Source organism: Maribacter taeanensis (assembly GCF_047345145.1).
In the GTDB taxonomy this organism is placed as follows: domain Bacteria; phylum Bacteroidota; class Bacteroidia; order Flavobacteriales; family Flavobacteriaceae; genus Maribacter_C.
Genome location: NZ_JBLFER010000001.1, coordinates 484,637 through 503,189 on the forward strand (window position 1 = coordinate 484,637; position 18,553 = coordinate 503,189).

The window sequence follows — 18,553 nt, forward strand, 5'->3', positions numbered from 1 at the left end:
AGTTGGTTACTGCAATCTTACTTTTTGTCCATCTAAAAGTGTTTGCAGGCCTGCGGTGGCAATCTTTTCTCCACCACTAAGACCGCTTTTAATTTTAAAGCCGTCGCCTGTTAGTTCCCCAACTTCGATGGTTTGTTTTTTTGCGGTTCCTGTCTTGTCATCTTCCGATTCTATGATGAAAACAAAATTACCGTTTCCATCTTCACCAACCGCTTTTACGGGCACTACCAGACTATTTTCTGTAGTTTCCTCGCCTGTGCTGAAATTGAAAGTTACGTTGGCCGCCATACCCGGTTTGACTGCGGTAGTAGGCGTAACAATATCTATTTTTACTGGATAGGTAGATGAATTGGCATCAACTACGGGAGATACTTCCAAAACGCTTCCTTTAAAGGTTTCTCCTAAAGATGAAAGTGCAATATCTACATCCATTCCCGATTGTACTTTGTTGATGACGTTCTCGGGAAGGCCTACCATTATATTAATCTGCTCTCCAGCATTGAGCACCGCAATTGCTTGCCCAGCACTCACATTGGCATTTAGGGTGCCCGGTCGGCTGGCAATAGTACCATCTTTTGGAGCCTTGATATAGCCATAACTAATTTGTGATTGTTGAATGCTTTTGTTCCGTCGTGCTGATTCATATTGGTCTAAAGCACTTTGGTAACTATTTTTGGCGGCTTCATAATCACTTAAAGATTGACTTCCACTTTCATAAAGTGACTTCACTCTGTCCATAGCAGATCTGGCCGTTTTCATGGCCGAATTGGCACTATTCAAAGCAGAAACCGACTGTTCGTAAGCCAAATTGGCCTGAACATTATCCAGTTTGGCAATGAGATCTCCTTTTTTTACTTTTTGGCCAACGGCTACATTCAATTCCGTAATAATACCATTGCTTCGAAAACTCAATTCAATCTCATCGCCGGCTCTGGCAACTCCACTGAAAGAGCGGATTTTTTGTGCATCTGAAGTACCCACCACTTGAAAGTTTACCGGACGTAATACTTCTTCTTTTGCCTTGACTTCTTCCTTACAGGAATTGAATACTAAAAGAGTTAAAAGAGGTAAAATGATGTAACTGAAATATTTCATAACTACGACTGATTTTTTAATTTTCATTCAAAATGAATTCGTTTGCTCTTTGGATAAATGCTTGGTTACTTTCTTCTGAATTTAGTAGAAAGAAATAACCGATGGCGCGCTCTAGTTGCATCGATGCCAATAGATAATTGTAATTGGCTGTAGCACTTGCCAGTTGTGATTGAAAGTAATTAGTTTGTGCATCAATAAGTTGAATAAGCGGAACAGCGCCTTCGCTATAAGCAATCTGAGTTAAATCAAGACTTTCCTTAGCAGCTTCTTCAGCTATTTTCGAAATTTGAATATTGGCAATCTCATTCGTCAAGTCCAAAACAAGAGCGTTGATATTAGTTTCTATATTCAAATCGATATTACTCTTTTGAACGTTTAACTGGTCTTCTTGAATCTTCGCTGTTTGCTTATTGATATTTCGTAGGTTTTGATTAAAAATCGGGAGAGATACGTTTAATCCAAAGTTGTAAGCTCCATCGGGAGCAACAGGAAAACCAGCAGGTGCTTCTGTGCCTACCCCTGACCGTGATAACTCTAAATCATATTGACCTTGTAAAGCCACCGTTGGCACAAATCTTCCAGAGGCATTCAATCTATAACTCCGTTGGGTTGCGGCCAAGTTGTAGCCGATATTCTTTAGTTCGGGTGCATTGGTTTTTGCTTCTTGTATCAAAAAATCAACGAGGTTTGGCCTTAATTTGGGATTATCTAAAATCTCATAAAAATCTTGATACCTATAATTAGAGAACAAACCCTCTGCGATTACGGCATCTTCAACATCAATTTCTGTAGCAATGGGATTGTTCATCAACTGGTTGATGGTATAATACGATTGGTCTAGTTGATTGCCAGCCTCAATCAAGGTCTGCATATTCTGAGCCATTTGACTTCTAAAACGCAGGACATCCGATTTTCCGGAAGCGCCTGCCTGAAAATTTTGTTCTGAAATCTCAAGGTTTTTTTTGGTTACCTCTAAGTTCTGTGCTTGAATCTGCGCATTGGTTTTTAAAATCAGCGCATTAAAATATGCCACTGAACCATTAAGAACGGCATCTAACTCTGCCGCATTATAGGTCTCTTGTTGCGCTTTTTGTATATTTTCTTGAATGCTAATACCAGCTGCTGCACCTTCGGAATAGATAAGCTGTTGAAAGCCAACGGTTCCCGAAGTCGAAAATTCGGGATTTGCACCATTTGCTATTTCTGCGACCTTGGGGTCTAGATATATTCCTGTAGCCCCAGCAGATACATCCGGCAGAAAATTGCTTTTTGCCGTTTTTACATCTTGAGAACTCAAATCGATATTTTTGCGTTCCGCTTCCAATCCCAAATTACGACCTATTACTCCGTTCATAATATCCAAAAGGGAATAGGCATTTTCAAGAATGTAATTGCTTTCACCGCCAACAATATCAACTGTGCCTAACATACTATACCGAAGCGGGAATTTAATTTCCTTAGCTGTATTGAAGTTTAGCGAAAGTCTGTTTTTATATTCCAACAACATGGGCAATTCTGACGGATTGGTGCCATTTACAATCGATTCCACATCTAAAGCCAAGCGTCTAAAAAATTGGTCTATATTGGATTCCGGTTGGTTGGTGGCGAGAATTCCTTTCTCTACATCTTGTTTTCTATTGGCAGAGAAGGAAGGTAATTGATTCTTATTGATGGTAGAAATCAAAGTCCTTAAAGCGGCTTCAGACAAGTCAAACCCTCCAGCCAAATACACCGCATCAATATCTCCTATCATACTTGATATATCTCCATTTTCCGGAAGATTAATTAGGGTATAGGTCGCGTCCTTATCTGCAAAATAAGTATCAAAGAGTTCCTTTATGGGCAAAGCTTCAGGAAGGTAATCGTCGACTAGAATTCCCACTTTTTTGTATTCATATAGGGAATTAAAAGCATCCAAATCCTTAGAATACGAAAGGGGAGCAATGATATAGGCGATATTGTTAATTCCAGAAGTCTTTTGGTCCGCAGGTAAATCGATGAAATCACTATTCACCGAACCGAAAACAATGACTGGTTTCGCGTAGGTCTTTTGTTGGTAAAGTACAATATTATTGATGACTCCGAATGCGAGGATGATATCGACATCACTAGATTCCACTTGGAGGTAATTTGCTTTTGCGGTATCTAAATCGAAGTTGTTTTCGACAGGGTCTTTAAAGATGACCTTAGCATCTTGCCCAACTACAGCGGTAATTTCATTTTGCAGCTTTTCAAGCAAGGGAGCATTCTCAACGGATGCTTCATCGGCAAGAATGCCTATAGTTACGGTTTTCGAGCGTTGCGCAAAAGAAATTGCAGTTCCTAAAAGGAAAAGTAGTAGTATGAATTGTTTTCTCATGTTCTTAAGTTATTTCCAACCTTTTCTTTCATAAACACCTTTTAAAATCTTGTCATAGGTGTCTAAGTAAACAGCATATTGTTTTTCATCTAAAATCGCTTTGATTTCAGCATGTTGCTTTTGCACAAGAGCATCAAATTTAGAACGGACTTCTTCCGGGGTATAGCCTTTGTCTTTCTTTTCAAGGCGAGTCATTTTAAAAGTGTGGTACAGAATGATGTTGTAGTATTCCTCTCTATCTTCTCCTTTGAGCCCCATGGCGGTGGCCCTATTATAAAACCATATCTGCATGCTATCTTTCTCCTTGCTTATAAAGAGATTTTCAGGTTCTTGTTTTCCCTCAGGGGTTTGAGCATACATGAAGTCAGAGGAAGCCAATGAAACTGATGCGAAAATAAAAAAGAGGGATAGGAATTTCATCTTTTGGATTTAGGGATTTAAATAAGTGTTAAATATAGGGAAATGTATAGGAATTTGTTTTGATATTTAAAGTACAATCATATTTAGTTATAGAAATAGGGAATGTACTTTATATCTCGAATGAGGAACAGAAGAATGGATTATAAAATGAGTCAATTCTTGATAAATCATCGTCTAAAGCATCTTGATTTGTTAAATTACTGTTAAAAAGGGGCGGTTTCGGGGTCAGTGGTTTTCTAGCCCCAAATTAAACCCTCAAAAACAAGGTATTTTTCGAAATATGGATAGTTCCTCTTTCTCCGCTGAAAAAAGGCTTCGCAAAACGCGAAGCCTTTTTATTTTGGTAGTATTCAATCTAAATCTCTTTTTACCTTCTATTTTTACCATATGGAAGAATGGTACCACTATGTACTTCTTATTGCAACGGGCTTTGCTGTAGGTTTTATAAACACCGTAGCTGGCGGTGGCTCTTTGCTTTCGCTTCCCGTTTTGATATTTTTAGGATTGCCTTCTAGTGTAGCAAATGGTACGAATCGCGTGGCCATTGTTATTCAAACAGCAATCGGAACGGCAGGTTTTAAAAGTAAGGGAGTTTCTACAGCTCCATTCAATATATATTTAGGTATTTCAGCTTTGTTAGGCGCTATTATTGGGGCACAAATCGCGGTTGATATAAAAGGGGAAACTTTCAATCGTATCCTGGCTATCATTATGATTGTGGTAGTACTGATTATCCTATTTAAACCAAAGATGAAGTTGGTTGAGATGGAAGAAAGGCTTACAGGCAAATATCTATGGATTGGCATAATCGCTTTTTTCTTCTTCGGCATTTATGGCGGATTTATTAATGCAGGTCTAGGCTTTATAATTATACTATTTTTGCATTACGTTAACCGAATGACCTTAGTTCGCTCAAATGCCACAAAAGTCGCGGTTGTTTTTATTTATACACTATCAGCTTTGGCTGTTTTTGTTTGGAATGATAAAGTAAACTGGACCATAGGTTTAATTTTAGCGATAGGAAATGGAACAGGAGCTTGGATAGCAAGCCGAGTTTCTGTTAATAAGGGTGACGGATTTATAAAGACATTCATAGTAGTTATGGTGGTTGCACTTTCCATAAAACTGTGGTTTTTTCAAGCCTAATAATTTCGTCATTATTCAAAGGAAGAGCATAAGTAATTTAATATCAATGCCTTAAATTCAGGAATTTATATACAATCATGAGCGAACCAATACAACAATTAGAATGGCGCTATGCCGTCAAAAAGTTTGATTCAGAAAGAAAACTTTCCGATGATAAGATCAATACCCTGAAAAAAGCATTTAATCTAACTGCCACCTCATACGGACTTCAACCTATAACACTTTTGGTATTACAAAATAAGGCCTTGCAAGAGAAACTGGTAAAGCACTCTTTTGAACAATTGCAAGTAGCTCAGGCATCACATATTTTGGTGATATGTATTCAAAATGAGATAAATGCAGAGTATATCGCTAGTTATTTTGATACCGTGAAAAAGGTTAGAGGAACGAGTGATGCTATTTTGAATCCTTTTAAGGAATCGATGATTGAGAGTTTTTCTAATAAAGAAATTCAAGAAATAAAAAGTTGGTCAAAAAATCAAGCCTATCTAGCTTTGGGAAATCTATTGACCATCTGTGCTCTAGAAGAAATAGACTCTTGCCCCATGGAAGGCTTTCAGCCCGAAGCTTATGACCGGCTGCTGGATTTAAATTCGAAAGGACTGACATCTGTATTGGTTTTGCCAGTGGGATATCGTGCTGATGATGATGTGTTTTCGACTTTTAAAAAAGTAAGAAAAGACATGGCTGAAAGCATAATTGAAATTCAAGAGTAAAACACTTTCCATTAACCTTATAACCCAATAATTAAATGCCAGGATTTGAACTTTTTGGAGAACTAGAGAAAAAACAAGTACAGGAAGTATTAGAAACGGGTGTTTTAATGCGCTATGGTTTCGACGGAATGCGAAAAGGCCAATGGAAAGCCTTGGAGTTAGAAAAGGCTTTAGCGGAACGTATGGAGGTAGCACATGCACAGCTGGTCAGTAGTGGCACTTCTGCTCTAACGGTAGCGTTGGCAAGTGCTGGAATAGGGGCAGGCGACGAAGTTATTATGCCGACTTTCACTTTTGTGGCATCTTTTGAATCTATTTTGGCTATTGGTGCAGTTCCTGTTTTGGTAGATGTTGATGATACCTTGACTTTGAATCCTGCTGCGGTAGAGGAAGCAATTACGGAGAGAACAAAAGTGGTGATGCCCGTGCATATGTGTGGGTCAATGGCCGATTTGAAAGCCTTAAAATCCATTTGTGGAAAACATAATTTGTTGTTGCTGGAAGATGCTTGCCAAGCTATCGGAGGCACTTTCGAAGGAAAACCACTAGGAAGCTATGGCGATCTAGGATGCTTTTCTTTCGATTACGTAAAAACAATTACTTGCGGAGAAGGTGGTGCGGTCATCACAAACAACGAGAAGTATAAAATGAATGCTGACCACTATTCTGACCATGGGCATGACCATATTGGTAAAGATAGAGGGGCGGAAACCCATCCGTTTTTGGGATATAATTACCGCATTTCTGAATTGAATGCGGCTGTTGGTCTAGCCCAAATAGCACGGTTGGATGATTTTTTAGCCATCCAAAAGAAAAATTATACCATCTTAAGGGAAGCCTTATCAACCATTCCTGAAGTAACCTTTCGAAGAGTTCCCGAAGGTGGTGAAGAGAGTTATGCGTTTTTAAATTTTTTCCTGCCGGATGAAGATTCTGCTAAAAAAGTACACACCGCTCTAGGAAATGGGGGAGTAGACGCTTGTTTTTACTGGTATGATAATAATTGGCATTACTATAAAAAATGGGAACATTTAACAAATTTAAAGTCCTTGGGAAAACTCCCGCAGGCAATTTATGACCAACTTCCAGATTATTCAAAAACAGATTTTTCTGCCTCGGACCATTGGATGGGGAGAACAATTTCTTGCTTAATCAAATTAGGATGGTTAGAAATTGAAGTCCAAGAAAGAGCTCAGAAAATGGCGGATATCCTTCAGGAAGTATGGAAGTAGCTTTTTTTAAGTTATGAGTTCTACCAAATCTGAAACATCGCGCGCCAGACATCAAACATCTCACCTTTTAATACTTCACGTAATCCACGATTTCTAATCCGTAGCCTACAATACCAACACGTTTGGTTTGCTGTCGGTTGGTCAGCAGTCGCATTTTAGAAATATTCAAATCGTGTAAGATTTGTGCGCCGATACCAAAATCTCTAGTATCCATATCTATTTTTGGCGCTTTGTGAATACCTTGCTTTTGGAGCTCCTTCAATTCCGCTAGGCGGGATAATAGATTAAGGGATTCCGAATCTTGATTAATAAAGACGATAGCACCTTTTCCTTCGGTATTAACGGCCTGAAACATATCTTCCAACTTCTTATTAGGATTATTGGTCAGTGTACCGAGAACATCATTATTTACTAAGGTAGAGTTGATTCGTGTTAGTACTTTTTCATCTTTATTCCAGTCTCCTTTGGTAAGTGCTACATGAATGTGATTGTTAGTGGTTTGTTTATACGCTCTCAATCTAAAATCACCAAAACGTGTGGTGATATCGAAGTCTTCCTTTTTTTCAATTAGGCTATCGTGTTCCATGCGATACGCCACCAAATCTTCGATGGAGACAATCTTAAGATCGAATTTCTTTGCAACTTCAGTTAATTGAGGAAGTCTTGCCATGCTTCCATCTTCATTCATAATTTCCACAATGATTCCTGCAGGTTTTAAACCTGCTAAACGAGCAAAGTCAATCGCAGCTTCTGTATGGCCAGTTCTTCTTAGAACGCCACCTTCTTTTGCAATTAATGGGAAAATATGACCAGGTCTGGCCAAATCATGAGGTTTCGTAGTATCATCTGTTAGCGCACACACGGTTTTTGCCCGATCTGAGGCTGAAATACCAGTGGTAACTCCATTTCCTCGTAAATCTACAGAAACGGTAAATGCAGTCTCTAAAGGATCTGTATTGTGATTAACCATCATGTGAAGTCCTAAGTCTTTACATCGCCCTTCAGTAAGTGGAGCACAAATTAATCCTCTACCATGTTTGGCCATGAAATTAACTGTCTCAGGGGTTGCGAGTTCTGCCGCAGCTAAGAAATCTCCTTCATTTTCACGATTCTCATCATCGACAACAATAATGACCTTTCCAGCGCGAATATCTGCTATAGCTTCTTCAATGGTATTCAATTGTGTACTTTTCTCCATGCTTGTTATCATGACGGAATTTTTTTCTTTTTTGGCAGGAATTTCTTAAAAAAGTCAATAACCTTACCAAAACTCATTAAACCTTTGTCTGCTGTCGCTCTTTTGGTTAAAATCACACCCAAAGGTAACATTACTAGCGTAGATAACCATGCGCCAAGCATAGGATGTATATTTCCTTTCTTTGAATAATTCTCTGCAAATACACCTAAGAAATAATAAACTAAGAATAAGACGATTGCAATAACCATGGGTAAACCTAAACCACCTTTGCGAATTATTGCTCCCAAAGGTGCTCCCACGAAAAACAAAATAATACAGGAGAAGGCTAAGGCGAACTTTTTATGTAAAGAGAGTATATGTCTTCTATGAAATTCATAGCGTTTATTCATTTCTTTCTTTTTTCCTTGAATTGAAGTCAGAACATTTGTTGTTGAATTTTTTGCCGAATTCAATAATTGAACCCGCTGCCAATCAGGGAACAAATTTGTAATTGTGTCTTTACGGAGATCAAAATCTTTTTGAAGCAGCGAATCTTTAGGTGTTTTTTGAGTTACCATATTCGAATCAACAGCGGGCATTGCGGTGAAAACCCCCATGCGTTCTGAAGTGACTTTTGAAAACGAGGTGACGCGCCTAATGTTATCTTGCTTGATTGAATCAATATCTTTGGTTAAGCGAGAAATATTTTTCATTTTCTCTGTCCGCAAATCTTTCTCTTCCTCCAAATCCACATTATTGAATTCAGAAAGATCAATATTCATGGTATAGGTTTCGAAATTTGATTTTGCAAAGGGATATTTTTTCTTTTCACTTTTCGAGCTTTCTACCGCTTGATAAAGATGTCCGTCATATAAAACCAACTGAATTATATTTGATTTTTCACTGCTTTTTAATTCCCCGGTTTTGGCTTTGATAACCCGATAATTGATATTGGTTTTTGTTTTTTGATGAATAATGACATTCTCTAAAAAGTTATCATTATCGCCATATTTACGATCTACCTTAATGTTCATGTCTGCGGACTCAAAATCACTAAAAACGCCTTCTGCTATTGCTATAGCAGGTTTTAGTTTGGCAATGTTTCTTCGTAAGTAAAATATTTTTTGTTCCGAAGCGGGTATCACGTTATTAGCGAAATAGAAAGTAACACCCCCCAAGCCCACCATAAATATAATGATGCCTAGCATGGCACGTTGCAATGATATACCAGAGGCTTTCATAGCGGCAAACTCATAATGTTCAGCAAAGTTTCCGAAAGTAAGAATGGAAGATAAAAGAACAGTAAGCGGAAGTACCTTCTCAGTAAGTTCAGGCATCTTGTAGAAGAAGAACTTGCCAATGATCATCATGTCCAGTCCTTTTCCCGCTAAATCATCAATAAACAACCATATCGATTGAAAAATGAAGATGAACATCATTATGACAAACGAACTGATTAAATTGAATAAAAACCTTGATAAAATATACTTATCGAGAATTCTCAAAGGCTTGGTCTTAATTGCTTATGATGTAGTACCCGTCGCTTTTGTACTTACTTTCATCAAAAGTAAATAAGGTTTTTGATAAAGGTTGATTTGTTTTAAAAGAATTAACAGTAATCGTAGTAGTTGTGCTGTTCTTTCCTGTGTAAATCAATTTATAAATGTGTTTTGTTTCTGCATCAACACCCATTAAAATACTTTTAATTTCTGCATTGGTGTCAATAGGTACAAGCTTTACATACTGTATTTTGCGACCTTGAACGTTTTGGAGAATATCCCAGGCATAGGTATGTCCGTCTTTATAAAAAGTGAGCATTTTCGAAGGAGTTAATGCATTTTCCTCTTCTGTTTTATCTTCAATAGTCACTTCTTCATTTTCTGGTACGATTGTATATACTTTGTTGCCATCATATAATTGCTGTGTACCTAAGTAGTTAAAAAGATATTTATCGCCTTTGAGCGTAACGTCACCTCTAGTTTCAGAATTTATATCGGCCTCCGCGTTGTTCAGCACATATTTGAAATCAACGAAAATATTCTCATAGCCTTGAACCTTATTATATACCTCGTCCAATAATGCTTTGGCTTTTTCTGAGTTTTGTGCCATACCTACATTTGCAGTAAACACTAATACGAATACTAAAACTAATTTCTTCATTTTATTATAGTTCATTGTTAAGTAATTGATCTAAAGCAACTAAATCGGGGACTAAAACCTGCCGCGCTTTACTGCCTTCAAACGGACCAACGATACCGGCGGCTTCCAATTGATCAACAATTCTTCCTGCTCTGTTATACCCCAATTTCAATTTTCTTTGGATTAAAGAGGCAGAACCTTGTTGTGCTGTTACGATAACTTCAGCTGCCTGTCGAAACATCGCATCTCTGTCCGATATATTATTATCAAGACTTGTGCCAGATTCTTCTCCTACATACTCCGGTAACTGATGTGCTTCCGCATAGGCTCTTTGCGAACCAATATATTCTGTGATTTTTTCCACTTCTGGAGTATCGACAAAGGCACATTGTATTCTCGTAACATCATTCCCTTGGGTATACAACATATCACCTCTACCGATTAATTGATCTGCGCCTGATGCGTCTAAAATCGTTCTTGAATCGATTTTTGAAGTTACACGGAAAGCGATTCGAGCAGGAAAATTTGCTTTTATAAGTCCGGTTATTACATTTACTGAAGGACGCTGAGTCGCTATAATCAAATGAATTCCAATAGCTCTTGCCAGTTGCGCCAAACGAGCTACGGGAGTTTCTACTTCTTTACCTGCCGTCATAATCAAATCGGCAAACTCATCAATAACAAGAACTATGTAAGGTAGGAACATGTGGCCGTCATTCGGATTCAGTTTTCGCGCCTTGAACTTATCATTGTATTCTTTGATATTACGAACCATAGCTGTTTTCAATAGTTCATAGCGGTTGTCCATTTCAATACAGAGGGAGTTCAAAGTGTGAATCACTTTTGTATTATCTGTAATAATAGCATCTTCTGAATCAGGTAGCTTTGCCAAGAAATGTCTTTCTATTTTATTGAAGAGTGTTAATTCTACTTTCTTTGGATCAACCAGAACAAATTTCACCTCCGCTGGATGCTTTTTATAAAGCAACGAGGTAAGCACGGCGTTTAGTCCTACAGATTTACCTTGCCCTGTAGCACCCGCCATCAAAAGGTGCGGCATTTTTGCTAAATCAACTACAAAAGTTTCATTGCTAATTGTTTTACCAAAGGCAATCGGTAATTGCATTTCCGCCTTCTGGAATTTTGTGGAAGCAATCACAGATCGCATCGATACGATAGTGGCATTCTTATTCGGGACTTCAATACCAATAGTTCCTTTCCCTGGAATAGGAGCAATGATACGAATACCCAAAGCGGCAAGAGATAAGGCAATGTCGTCCTCTAAATTTTTAATCTTAGAAATTCGAACTCCTGCTTCAGGAACTATTTCATAAAGTGTTACTGTAGGCCCAATCGTTGCCTTAATCTGGGCAATACCAATCTTATAGTTTTTGAGCGTATTTACAATTTTGATCTTATTCTCTTCAAGTTCCTCTTGATTTATCGTAATACCACCGGTAACACCATGTTGGTCTAATAATTCTATTGTTGGAAATTTATAGTTACCCAGTTCGAGCGTCGGATCAAATTCGCCAAAATCATCAACTAACTTATCGGCGATATTCTTTTTCTCCTCTTTTTCTTCAACAATTTTTTCAACCTTCATGGTGAGATCTTCAGTTTCCTCTTCGGAAGGGATTGTAACTTCAAAATCATCAACAGTATCTTCAACCAAAGGAGGGATATCTTCTTTATGGGTATAGGTATCAATAATAACCGGAGTTTCATCTTCTGGTTCCAAAGAAAGTGTCATTGAAGGTTCAGTTTCTTCAACCTTGCCGCCTCCTTTAAATTCTGATTTTAAAGAACTGGTTTTCCCTTTAAACCATTTGGCCATATCTTCAGGTGAAAATTTGAATAAGCGCACTAAGATGAAAATTAATCCGAATAATAAAAGTAGAAGCACTCCTATTTTTCCGATATAATCTTGCAGAAAATCATTCATCTCATACCCAATGAGTCCCCCTAATAAAGGTTGTTCATAAGCAAAGAATCCTAGAGCAATTGATGTCCATATCATAAATATGAGACCCCAAATCCATTTTTTGAGCATTCCTTTTTGGTCCAGAGCTAAGAACATATAAAGTCCTTTGAAGCACAATAAAACTGGAATTATCAAGGCTGTTAATCCAAAGCCTTTGTACATAAAGAAGTGACTTACCGCGGCGCCGAATTTATTGAGAAGATTTTTTGCTTCCTCATTTCTATCGTTGAATTCGCTTAAGGCACTTTGATCATCTTGCCAATTAAAGTAGAATGAGATAAAAGAGAAGAACAGCGCAATACTTAGGAGCATAAGTAAGCTACCCAGTATAATTTTATTCTGTTTGGATAATTTATAAGACTTCGGCTTTTTTGTAGGTTTCGCCTTAGTCTTCTTTGCCTTCTTTGCCATTCAATAGGGTATTGCTGGGGATAAAAATACAAATTTCGAACGGAAGAAGAACCGCTAAATTTTTCAAAAGATTTTTGGTAAATAGATGATGCATCCGATAATGGTTGCGGCAATAGAAACTATCATTACCGCCCCAGCAGATACATCTTTGATAAACCCGATTTTTTTGTCGAATTCGGGCTGTACGAAATCTGAAACTTTTTCAACAGCTGTGTTTAGACCTTCAGTACCCATAATAACGGCAATAGTCAAGATTTGAATACACCATTCTGTTGCAGAGATCTCAAAGAAGAATCCGGCTGCAGTCATAACAATAGCAATAAATACCTGCACTTTGATGCTCGCTTCGGTACGAATTAAAAGAAGGGCCCCACGTAATGCGAAGCCCACACTTTTTATTCGATTTACTAAGAAAGATTCTTTTTTAGGCATTTGCTAAAGCTTCTAATGCTGCAGTATAGTTAGGTTCGTCTACGATTTCACCAACTTGCTCTGTGTATACAACATCTCCATTTTCATTCAGAACAACAACCGCTCTAGAATGCAAAGGTGTTAAAGGGCCATCAGAGAAAGCCACTTGATATGCCTCACCAAAATTACCATCTCTAAAATCAGAAAGCATTTCAACATTTTCGATACCTTCCGCGCCACAAAAACGTGCTTGCGCAAATGGAAGATCTTTTGATACACAAAGCACCACCGTATTTTCTAATGCAGAAGCATCTTTGTTGAATTGACGTACAGATTGTGCGCAAGTACCGGTATCAATACTTGGGAATATATTCAAAACGACTTTCTTTCCTTTATAATCAGAAAGGGTTGCGCCGGACAAATCGCCTTTCGTTAAATTGAAATCTGGGGCAGCACTGCCGTTTGCAGGTAAACTACCCAAAGAATTTATAGGATTTCCGTGTAATGTTAATGAAGCCATGGTGTTGTTTTTAAATTCGATGTGAAATTAAAAAACATGGAGCGTTTTTAACAATGAAAGTTGACCTAATTTTAGAAATTCACAAATACTTAACGATTATGCTTTTGCAGAGGAGGTTGTCATCATTCGTATTTTTATTTTAAATGCTGCAAACAATAAGGTTGTGAATGGACTGAGCCAGTTGAAAATAGCGTAGATAAAGTACTCCCCAACACCAACACCGAGCACTCCAGATTGATAAGCGCCACAGGTATTCCAAGGAATTAATACGGAGGTTACCGTACCTGAATCTTCTAGCGTTCTGCTTAAATTTTCTGGAGCTAAGCCTTTGTCCTCGTATGCTTTTTTAAACATCTTCCCTGGAATTACTAGTGCCAAATATTGGTCACTGGCGATAACGTTTAAGCCTAAACAGCTAACTACAGTACTTGCAAAAAGACCAAATACGGTGGTTGCAACTGAAAGTAGGGCCTTAGTAATCCTAGATAAGGCACCAATACCATCCATAACACCGCCAAAAACCATGGCGCAAATAATTAAGAAGATAGTCCATAACATGCCTTGCATTCCTCCCGAGCTAAAAAGCTCATTTAAACTTGCATTTTCTGTTACGACTTGTGTGTCAGTAAAAATTGCTTTCATCAATGACATTGTCTCTGACTCGGACAATTGTAATAATATCTCGGATTGGAAAACCATAGCAAAAACACCCGCTAAACCTACTCCTGCACCTAAGGCGATTAACGGTTTAGTTTTAAATAAGATTAAAACCACCACCATTATGGGAACAATAAATAAATATGGTGTAATATTAAAAGTACTTTCTATAGTACGAAGTAAATCATCAACATTGGTGGTACCGGTAGCATCAATATTAAAACTCAATATTGAAAAAACAATTAGAGTAATCACGATAGATGGTATTGTAGTAAATGCCATGTATCGAATATGCGTAAACAAATCCGTTCCCGCCATTGCTGGGGCAAGGTTTGTAGTGTCACTCAAAGGAGACATCTTATCCCCAAAATAGGCTCCTGATATCACAGCACCAGCAATCATTCCTGCGGGAATTCCTAGAGCAGTACCGATTCCGACTAAAGCAATACCAACGGTTGCCGAAGTGGTCCATGAGCTGCCTGTAGCAATTGATATCAAAGCAGCAATTATCACGGAAGCAGGTAGAAAAATACTAGGGCTCAATGCCTGCAATCCATAATATACCATTGCTGGTATAATTCCGCTCACTAGCCATGTACCCGCCAGAGCACCCACCAAGAACAAAATAATAATCGGAAGGAAAACACTTCTTAGGTTCTCCCAGATTTCGGTAAGCATTGTTTTGATGGTAACCTTATTGAAAAAGCCAACAATTGCAGCAATCACACCGCCAATTAAAAGTATAATTTGATTGGAATAATCACCCAGTGCAGCGCCATCCGCGAAGAAGATGTTATATGCTAACATTAGCATTAAGAGAACAACAGGAATTAAAGCCTCCCATATATTTAATTCTTTGTTCTGAACTATATTTTCATCTTCCCGATGTTCGAAATACTCTTGGTTATCCATGTAAAATCAGTTTGTCTATCCGTAATATTACGATTTTGGATACGGCTGTGCAAGCAGTTTTTTAAGACCTAAACAGGAATATGTATCTCAGGCGTGATATTTAGTTGTGTCATGCACTCCTGCATTTTTCGATAAGTTCGCTCAATATCATTATCCAATCCTATGGAGAAACGAATGAGTCCGTTGGAGAGTCCCATCTCCATTAGTTCCTCTTCAGGAATCTCAGAAGAAGTAGAGGTGCCGGGTGCACTAAACAAGGTTTTATAGAAGCCAAGACTTACGGCAAGATAACCTAGTTTTTCAGTTTGCATGAGTTCCATAAAGGCATTTGCATTTTCTAAAGAACCAACATCTAAAGTTAGCAAGCCACCAAAACCATAATTCGTGTTCATTTGACTTTTCATAATCTCGTGACCGATGTGAGATGGCAATCCGGGGTAAACCACACGGAATCCGTCTGCTTCAAATCGCTGCGCAAGAAATAAGGCATTTTCACTATGTTTTTGCATGCGAATATGAAGCGTACGCATATTCTTTAAAATGGATGCCGCTCTCAAACTATCTAAAGTGCTTCCGAATAACATTCCAGCTCCGTTATTTACATCCTTTAGGCTTAGGCAAAATTCTGTAGTTCCGCAGACAGCGCCAGCAACACAGTCACTTGTTCCATTAATAAATTTTGTCAAACTATGAATCACAATATCTGCCCCGAGTTGAGCTGCGGGAATAGAAAGTGGAGAAAATGTATTGTCCACGACTAAGGGAAGATTATATTTATTAGCAAGTGTAGCCAAGGCTTTAATGTCAGCCACTTCAAGTAAAGGATTACTCACGGCCTCACAATAAATCATTTTGGTTTGAGAAGTAATGGATGACTCTACAGCTGCTATATCGGTAATATCTACAAATGAGGTGTCGATAGCGAACTTCTTAAGGAAGTTTTTCAAAAAAGCATAAGTACCTCCATAAATGGTTCTGCTGCTAACAATATGTTCTCCGGAATCACAAAGCTGCATAATTACAGAACTGATGGCACCCATTCCACTCGCATACACATTGGCCGTTTCTGTGCCTTCTAAAGCAGCCAATGCTTCTCCTAAATATAGATTGGAAGGGGAGGAGTGGCGTGAATATAGATAACAACCTTCGGTATTTCCTTCAAAGGTATCAAACATGGTTTTGGCGTTCAAAAATGTATAGGTAGAAGAATCGGATACTGAAGGATTAACTCCTCCAAACTCTCCGAAATACTGTAAATCTTGTAATTGATTAGCGGAAGTATTGCTCATGATTGAAATGATTTAGAACAATAAAACTAGGTTGATATAGTTTTAAAAACAATTGATATTTAATTATTTAGAATATAAATCTATAATTTTAAATTAATATAGATTTATTATAATTAAATTGCTTAAAACACACAGTGGAACAGAAAATAGTACAGTATGAAACTTGATGAAATTGATAAGAAGCTTCTTTCTTTATTACAATCAGATTGTAAAATGACCACTGCGGCATACGCTAAGCAATTGCATCTTTCTACTACAGCGGTTTACGAGCGTATCAAACGTTTGGAAAAGAACGGAGTGGTGGCAAGTTATGTGGCCTTGATAGATAAGAAAAAAGTAGATAAGGCCTTTACGGTTTTATGTCACATTAAATTGATACAACATATCAAGGAGAATGTTCTGAAATTTGAGCAAGAGGTATTGCAGTTAGATGAAGTGGTAGAGTGTTATCATATTAGCGGCGATTACGATTATATATTGAAAATTCACGTTCGTGATATGCAAGCCTATCGTGATTTTATGGTCACTAAACTTACAGCAATTAGCAATATTGGAAGCACACAAAGTTCGTTTGCTATAAATGAAGTGAAGCATACGACTGCTGTACCTATTTAAAACCAGAAAATAGTGCTAATTTTGTAATTCATTTTTAAGATAACAGATTTATGAGTTCATATGATGTAGCCGTTATCGGCTCAGGTCCTGGAGGATATGTAGCAGCAATTCGTTGCGCACAATTGGGAATGAAAACCGCAATAATCGAAAAGTATAGTACCTTAGGCGGAACTTGCCTTAACGTGGGCTGTATTCCGTCTAAAGCCTTATTAGATTCTTCACATCACTATGAAGATGCCGTAAAACATTTTGAGGAGCATGGTATTGAAATTCCCGGTGAAGTAAAAGTGAACTTAGAAAAAATGATTGCTCGAAAACAGGGAGTTGTTGATACGACAACCAAAGGGATTCAGTTCTTAATGGATAAAAATAAAATTGAGGTATTTGAGGGATTGGGAAGTTTTAAAGATGCGACCCACATTTCCATCAAAAAGGGGAAAGGGAAAGCAGAAACGATAGAAGCTAAAAATATCATTATCGCGACAGGTTCAAAACCATCTACCTTACCTTTTATCACTATTGATAAAGAACGCATCATAACTTCTACGGAAGCCCTTAAGCTCAAGGAAATTCCCAAGCATATGATTATTATAGGGGGTGGCGTTATCGGATTGGAATTAGGTCAGGTGTACAAAAGACTCGGTGCTGAGGTAACCGTTGTTGAATATATGGATAGAATTATCCCTACAATGGATTCTGGACTTTCCAAAGAGTTGATGCGTTCCATGAAAAAGCAGAAAGTAAAATTTGCGCTTTCACATGGCGTAAAATCTGTTGAAAGAAAGGGAAAAGAGGTCATTGTCAAAGCGGATAATAAAAAGGGTGAAGAAGTAACTTTCACAGGAGATTATTGTTTAGTTGCCGTCGGAAGAAGCGCCTATACAGAAGGCCTAAACCTTGATGCGGCCGGAGTGAAAACAGAAGAACGAGGTAGAATAGCGGTAAACGCTCATTTGCAGACCAATGTGCCGAATATATACGCGATTGGTGATGTTATTAAAGGAGCGATGTTAGCACACAAAGCAGAAGAAGAAGGGACTTTAGTTGCCGAAATTATGGCGGGTCAAAAACCGCACATCGATTACAATTTGATTCCCGGTGTAGTCTACACATGGCCTGAGGTTGCCGCAGTAGGTAAAACCGAAGAAGAACTCAAAGAGGCAGGTGTGGAATACAAAGTAGGTCAATTCCCCATGCGAGCTTTAGGACGTTCAAGAGCAAGTATGGATATTGACGGATTTGTGAAAATCCTAGCAGATAAGAAGACTGATGAGGTTTTAGGAGTTCATATGATTGGTGCGCGTTGTGCGGATTTAATCACCGAAGCCGTAACAGCGATGGAGTTTAGAGCTTCTGCTGAAGATATTGCTCGTATGAGCCATGCGCACCCAACCTATGCTGAGGCCGTAAAAGAAGCTGCACTTGCGGCAACCGAGGATCGTGCTTTGCATATTTAAAAATTAAATTTTT

The 18,553-nt window shown here is 38.2% G+C and carries 16 protein-coding genes; 5 read left to right on the forward strand and 11 right to left on the reverse strand.

The genetic code is table 11. From position 1 onward, the window contains the following. Positions 1-6 precede the first annotated feature (6 nt). The 3 genes from ACKWCD_RS02085 to ACKWCD_RS02095 are packed head-to-tail and all read right to left on the reverse strand — an operon-like array spanning position 7 to position 3,874. Entirely contained in the window at positions 7-1,122 is a 1,116-nt protein-coding gene (locus ACKWCD_RS02085; RefSeq protein WP_413982265.1) for an efflux RND transporter periplasmic adaptor subunit, read from the reverse strand. Then, a complete protein-coding gene (locus ACKWCD_RS02090; protein WP_413982266.1) occupies positions 1,112-3,454 on the reverse strand; it encodes a TolC family protein in 2,343 nt (780 codons plus the stop codon). The genes ACKWCD_RS02085 and ACKWCD_RS02090 overlap by 11 nt, the downstream gene beginning before the upstream one ends. A 9-nt stretch (positions 3,455-3,463) precedes the next feature. After that, positions 3,464-3,874: a hypothetical protein gene (locus tag ACKWCD_RS02095; RefSeq protein WP_413982267.1), complete on the reverse strand. Its 411-nt coding sequence runs from the start codon at positions 3,872-3,874 to the stop codon at positions 3,464-3,466. 387 nt (positions 3,875-4,261) lie between these two features. Here ACKWCD_RS02095 and ACKWCD_RS02100 point away from each other — a divergent pair, with 387 nt between their 5' ends. The 3 genes from ACKWCD_RS02100 to ACKWCD_RS02110 all read left to right on the forward strand — a co-directional run bounded on the left by ACKWCD_RS02100 (position 4,262) and on the right by ACKWCD_RS02110 (position 6,968). Then, on the forward strand, positions 4,262-5,020 hold the full coding sequence (locus ACKWCD_RS02100; RefSeq protein ID WP_413982268.1) for a sulfite exporter TauE/SafE family protein: 759 nt from the start codon (positions 4,262-4,264) through the stop codon (positions 5,018-5,020). A gap of 77 nt (positions 5,021-5,097) precedes the next feature. Beyond that, complete coding sequence (locus ACKWCD_RS02105; protein ID WP_413982269.1) at positions 5,098-5,736, forward strand: NAD(P)H-dependent oxidoreductase; 639 nt, start codon at positions 5,098-5,100, stop codon at positions 5,734-5,736. Positions 5,737-5,771: 35 nt separating this feature from the next. Beyond that, the gene (locus tag ACKWCD_RS02110) at positions 5,772-6,968 is read left to right on the forward strand and encodes a DegT/DnrJ/EryC1/StrS family aminotransferase (protein WP_413982270.1); all 1,197 of its coding nucleotides are present in this window, start codon (positions 5,772-5,774) and stop codon (positions 6,966-6,968) included. 67 nt (positions 6,969-7,035) lie between these two features. On the opposite strand, the gene ribB is transcribed toward ACKWCD_RS02110, so the two are convergent. The 8 genes from ribB to ACKWCD_RS02150 all read right to left on the reverse strand — a co-directional run bounded on the left by ribB (position 7,036) and on the right by ACKWCD_RS02150 (position 16,468). Continuing rightward, positions 7,036-8,178, reverse strand: coding sequence for a 3,4-dihydroxy-2-butanone-4-phosphate synthase (gene ribB / locus ACKWCD_RS02115; RefSeq protein WP_413982271.1), 1,143 nt, complete (start codon positions 8,176-8,178; stop codon positions 7,036-7,038). Next, a complete protein-coding gene (locus ACKWCD_RS02120; protein ID WP_413983004.1) occupies positions 8,175-9,629 on the reverse strand; it encodes an LptF/LptG family permease in 1,455 nt (484 codons plus the stop codon). Before ACKWCD_RS02120 ends, ribB begins: the two co-directional genes overlap by 4 nt. A 31-nt stretch (positions 9,630-9,660) precedes the next feature. Next, entirely contained in the window at positions 9,661-10,305 is a 645-nt protein-coding gene (locus ACKWCD_RS02125; protein WP_413982272.1) for an outer membrane lipoprotein periplasmic chaperone LolA1, read from the reverse strand. 4 nt (positions 10,306-10,309) lie between these two features. Continuing rightward, on the reverse strand, positions 10,310-12,679 hold the full coding sequence (locus tag ACKWCD_RS02130) for an FtsK/SpoIIIE family DNA translocase (RefSeq protein ID WP_413982273.1): 2,370 nt from the start codon (positions 12,677-12,679) through the stop codon (positions 10,310-10,312). A 63-nt stretch (positions 12,680-12,742) separates the two neighbouring features. Continuing rightward, positions 12,743-13,111, reverse strand: coding sequence for a diacylglycerol kinase (locus tag ACKWCD_RS02135; protein ID WP_413982274.1), 369 nt, complete (start codon positions 13,109-13,111; stop codon positions 12,743-12,745). Continuing rightward, positions 13,104-13,610, reverse strand: coding sequence for a thiol peroxidase (tpx, locus tag ACKWCD_RS02140; RefSeq protein WP_413982275.1), 507 nt, complete (start codon positions 13,608-13,610; stop codon positions 13,104-13,106). The genes ACKWCD_RS02135 and tpx overlap by 8 nt, the downstream gene beginning before the upstream one ends. Before the next feature lie 96 nt (positions 13,611-13,706). Further along, on the reverse strand, positions 13,707-15,179 hold the full coding sequence (nhaC, locus tag ACKWCD_RS02145) for a Na+/H+ antiporter NhaC (protein ID WP_413982276.1): 1,473 nt from the start codon (positions 15,177-15,179) through the stop codon (positions 13,707-13,709). A 68-nt stretch (positions 15,180-15,247) separates the two neighbouring features. Next, a complete protein-coding gene (locus ACKWCD_RS02150) occupies positions 15,248-16,468 on the reverse strand; it encodes an aminotransferase class I/II-fold pyridoxal phosphate-dependent enzyme (RefSeq protein ID WP_413982277.1) in 1,221 nt (406 codons plus the stop codon). A 156-nt stretch (positions 16,469-16,624) separates the two neighbouring features. Between ACKWCD_RS02150 and ACKWCD_RS02155 the strand changes: the two genes are divergently transcribed. Further along, a complete protein-coding gene (locus tag ACKWCD_RS02155) occupies positions 16,625-17,083 on the forward strand; it encodes an Lrp/AsnC family transcriptional regulator (protein WP_413982278.1) in 459 nt (152 codons plus the stop codon). Positions 17,084-17,133: 50 nt separating this feature from the next. Next, complete coding sequence (gene lpdA, locus ACKWCD_RS02160) at positions 17,134-18,540, forward strand: dihydrolipoyl dehydrogenase (RefSeq protein WP_413982279.1); 1,407 nt, start codon at positions 17,134-17,136, stop codon at positions 18,538-18,540. Positions 18,541-18,553 lie beyond the last annotated feature (13 nt).

What these genes read in the sequence shown, in the direction of transcription:
- ACKWCD_RS02085 (WP_413982265.1), bottom strand. Translation starts at nt 1,122, where the DNA reads ATGAAAATTAAAAAATCAGTCGTAGTTATGAAATATTTCAGTTACATC.
- ACKWCD_RS02090 (WP_413982266.1), bottom strand. Translation starts at nt 3,454, where the DNA reads ATGAGAAAACAATTCATACTACTACTTTTCCTTTTAGGAACTGCAATT.
- ACKWCD_RS02095 (WP_413982267.1), bottom strand. Translation starts at nt 3,874, where the DNA reads ATGAAATTCCTATCCCTCTTTTTTATTTTCGCATCAGTTTCATTGGCT.
- ACKWCD_RS02100 (WP_413982268.1), top strand. Translation starts at nt 4,262, where the DNA reads ATGGAAGAATGGTACCACTATGTACTTCTTATTGCAACGGGCTTTGCT.
- ACKWCD_RS02105 (WP_413982269.1), top strand. Translation starts at nt 5,098, where the DNA reads ATGAGCGAACCAATACAACAATTAGAATGGCGCTATGCCGTCAAAAAG.
- ACKWCD_RS02110 (WP_413982270.1), top strand. Translation starts at nt 5,772, where the DNA reads ATGCCAGGATTTGAACTTTTTGGAGAACTAGAGAAAAAACAAGTACAG.
- ribB (WP_413982271.1), bottom strand. Translation starts at nt 8,178, where the DNA reads ATGATAACAAGCATGGAGAAAAGTACACAATTGAATACCATTGAAGAA.
- ACKWCD_RS02125 (WP_413982272.1), bottom strand. Translation starts at nt 10,305, where the DNA reads ATGAAGAAATTAGTTTTAGTATTCGTATTAGTGTTTACTGCAAATGTA.
- ACKWCD_RS02130 (WP_413982273.1), bottom strand. Translation starts at nt 12,679, where the DNA reads ATGGCAAAGAAGGCAAAGAAGACTAAGGCGAAACCTACAAAAAAGCCG.
- ACKWCD_RS02135 (WP_413982274.1), bottom strand. Translation starts at nt 13,111, where the DNA reads ATGCCTAAAAAAGAATCTTTCTTAGTAAATCGAATAAAAAGTGTGGGC.
- tpx (WP_413982275.1), bottom strand. Translation starts at nt 13,610, where the DNA reads ATGGCTTCATTAACATTACACGGAAATCCTATAAATTCTTTGGGTAGT.
- nhaC (WP_413982276.1), bottom strand. Translation starts at nt 15,179, where the DNA reads ATGGATAACCAAGAGTATTTCGAACATCGGGAAGATGAAAATATAGTT.
- ACKWCD_RS02150 (WP_413982277.1), bottom strand. Translation starts at nt 16,468, where the DNA reads ATGAGCAATACTTCCGCTAATCAATTACAAGATTTACAGTATTTCGGA.
- ACKWCD_RS02155 (WP_413982278.1), top strand. Translation starts at nt 16,625, where the DNA reads ATGAAACTTGATGAAATTGATAAGAAGCTTCTTTCTTTATTACAATCA.
- lpdA (WP_413982279.1), top strand. Translation starts at nt 17,134, where the DNA reads ATGAGTTCATATGATGTAGCCGTTATCGGCTCAGGTCCTGGAGGATAT.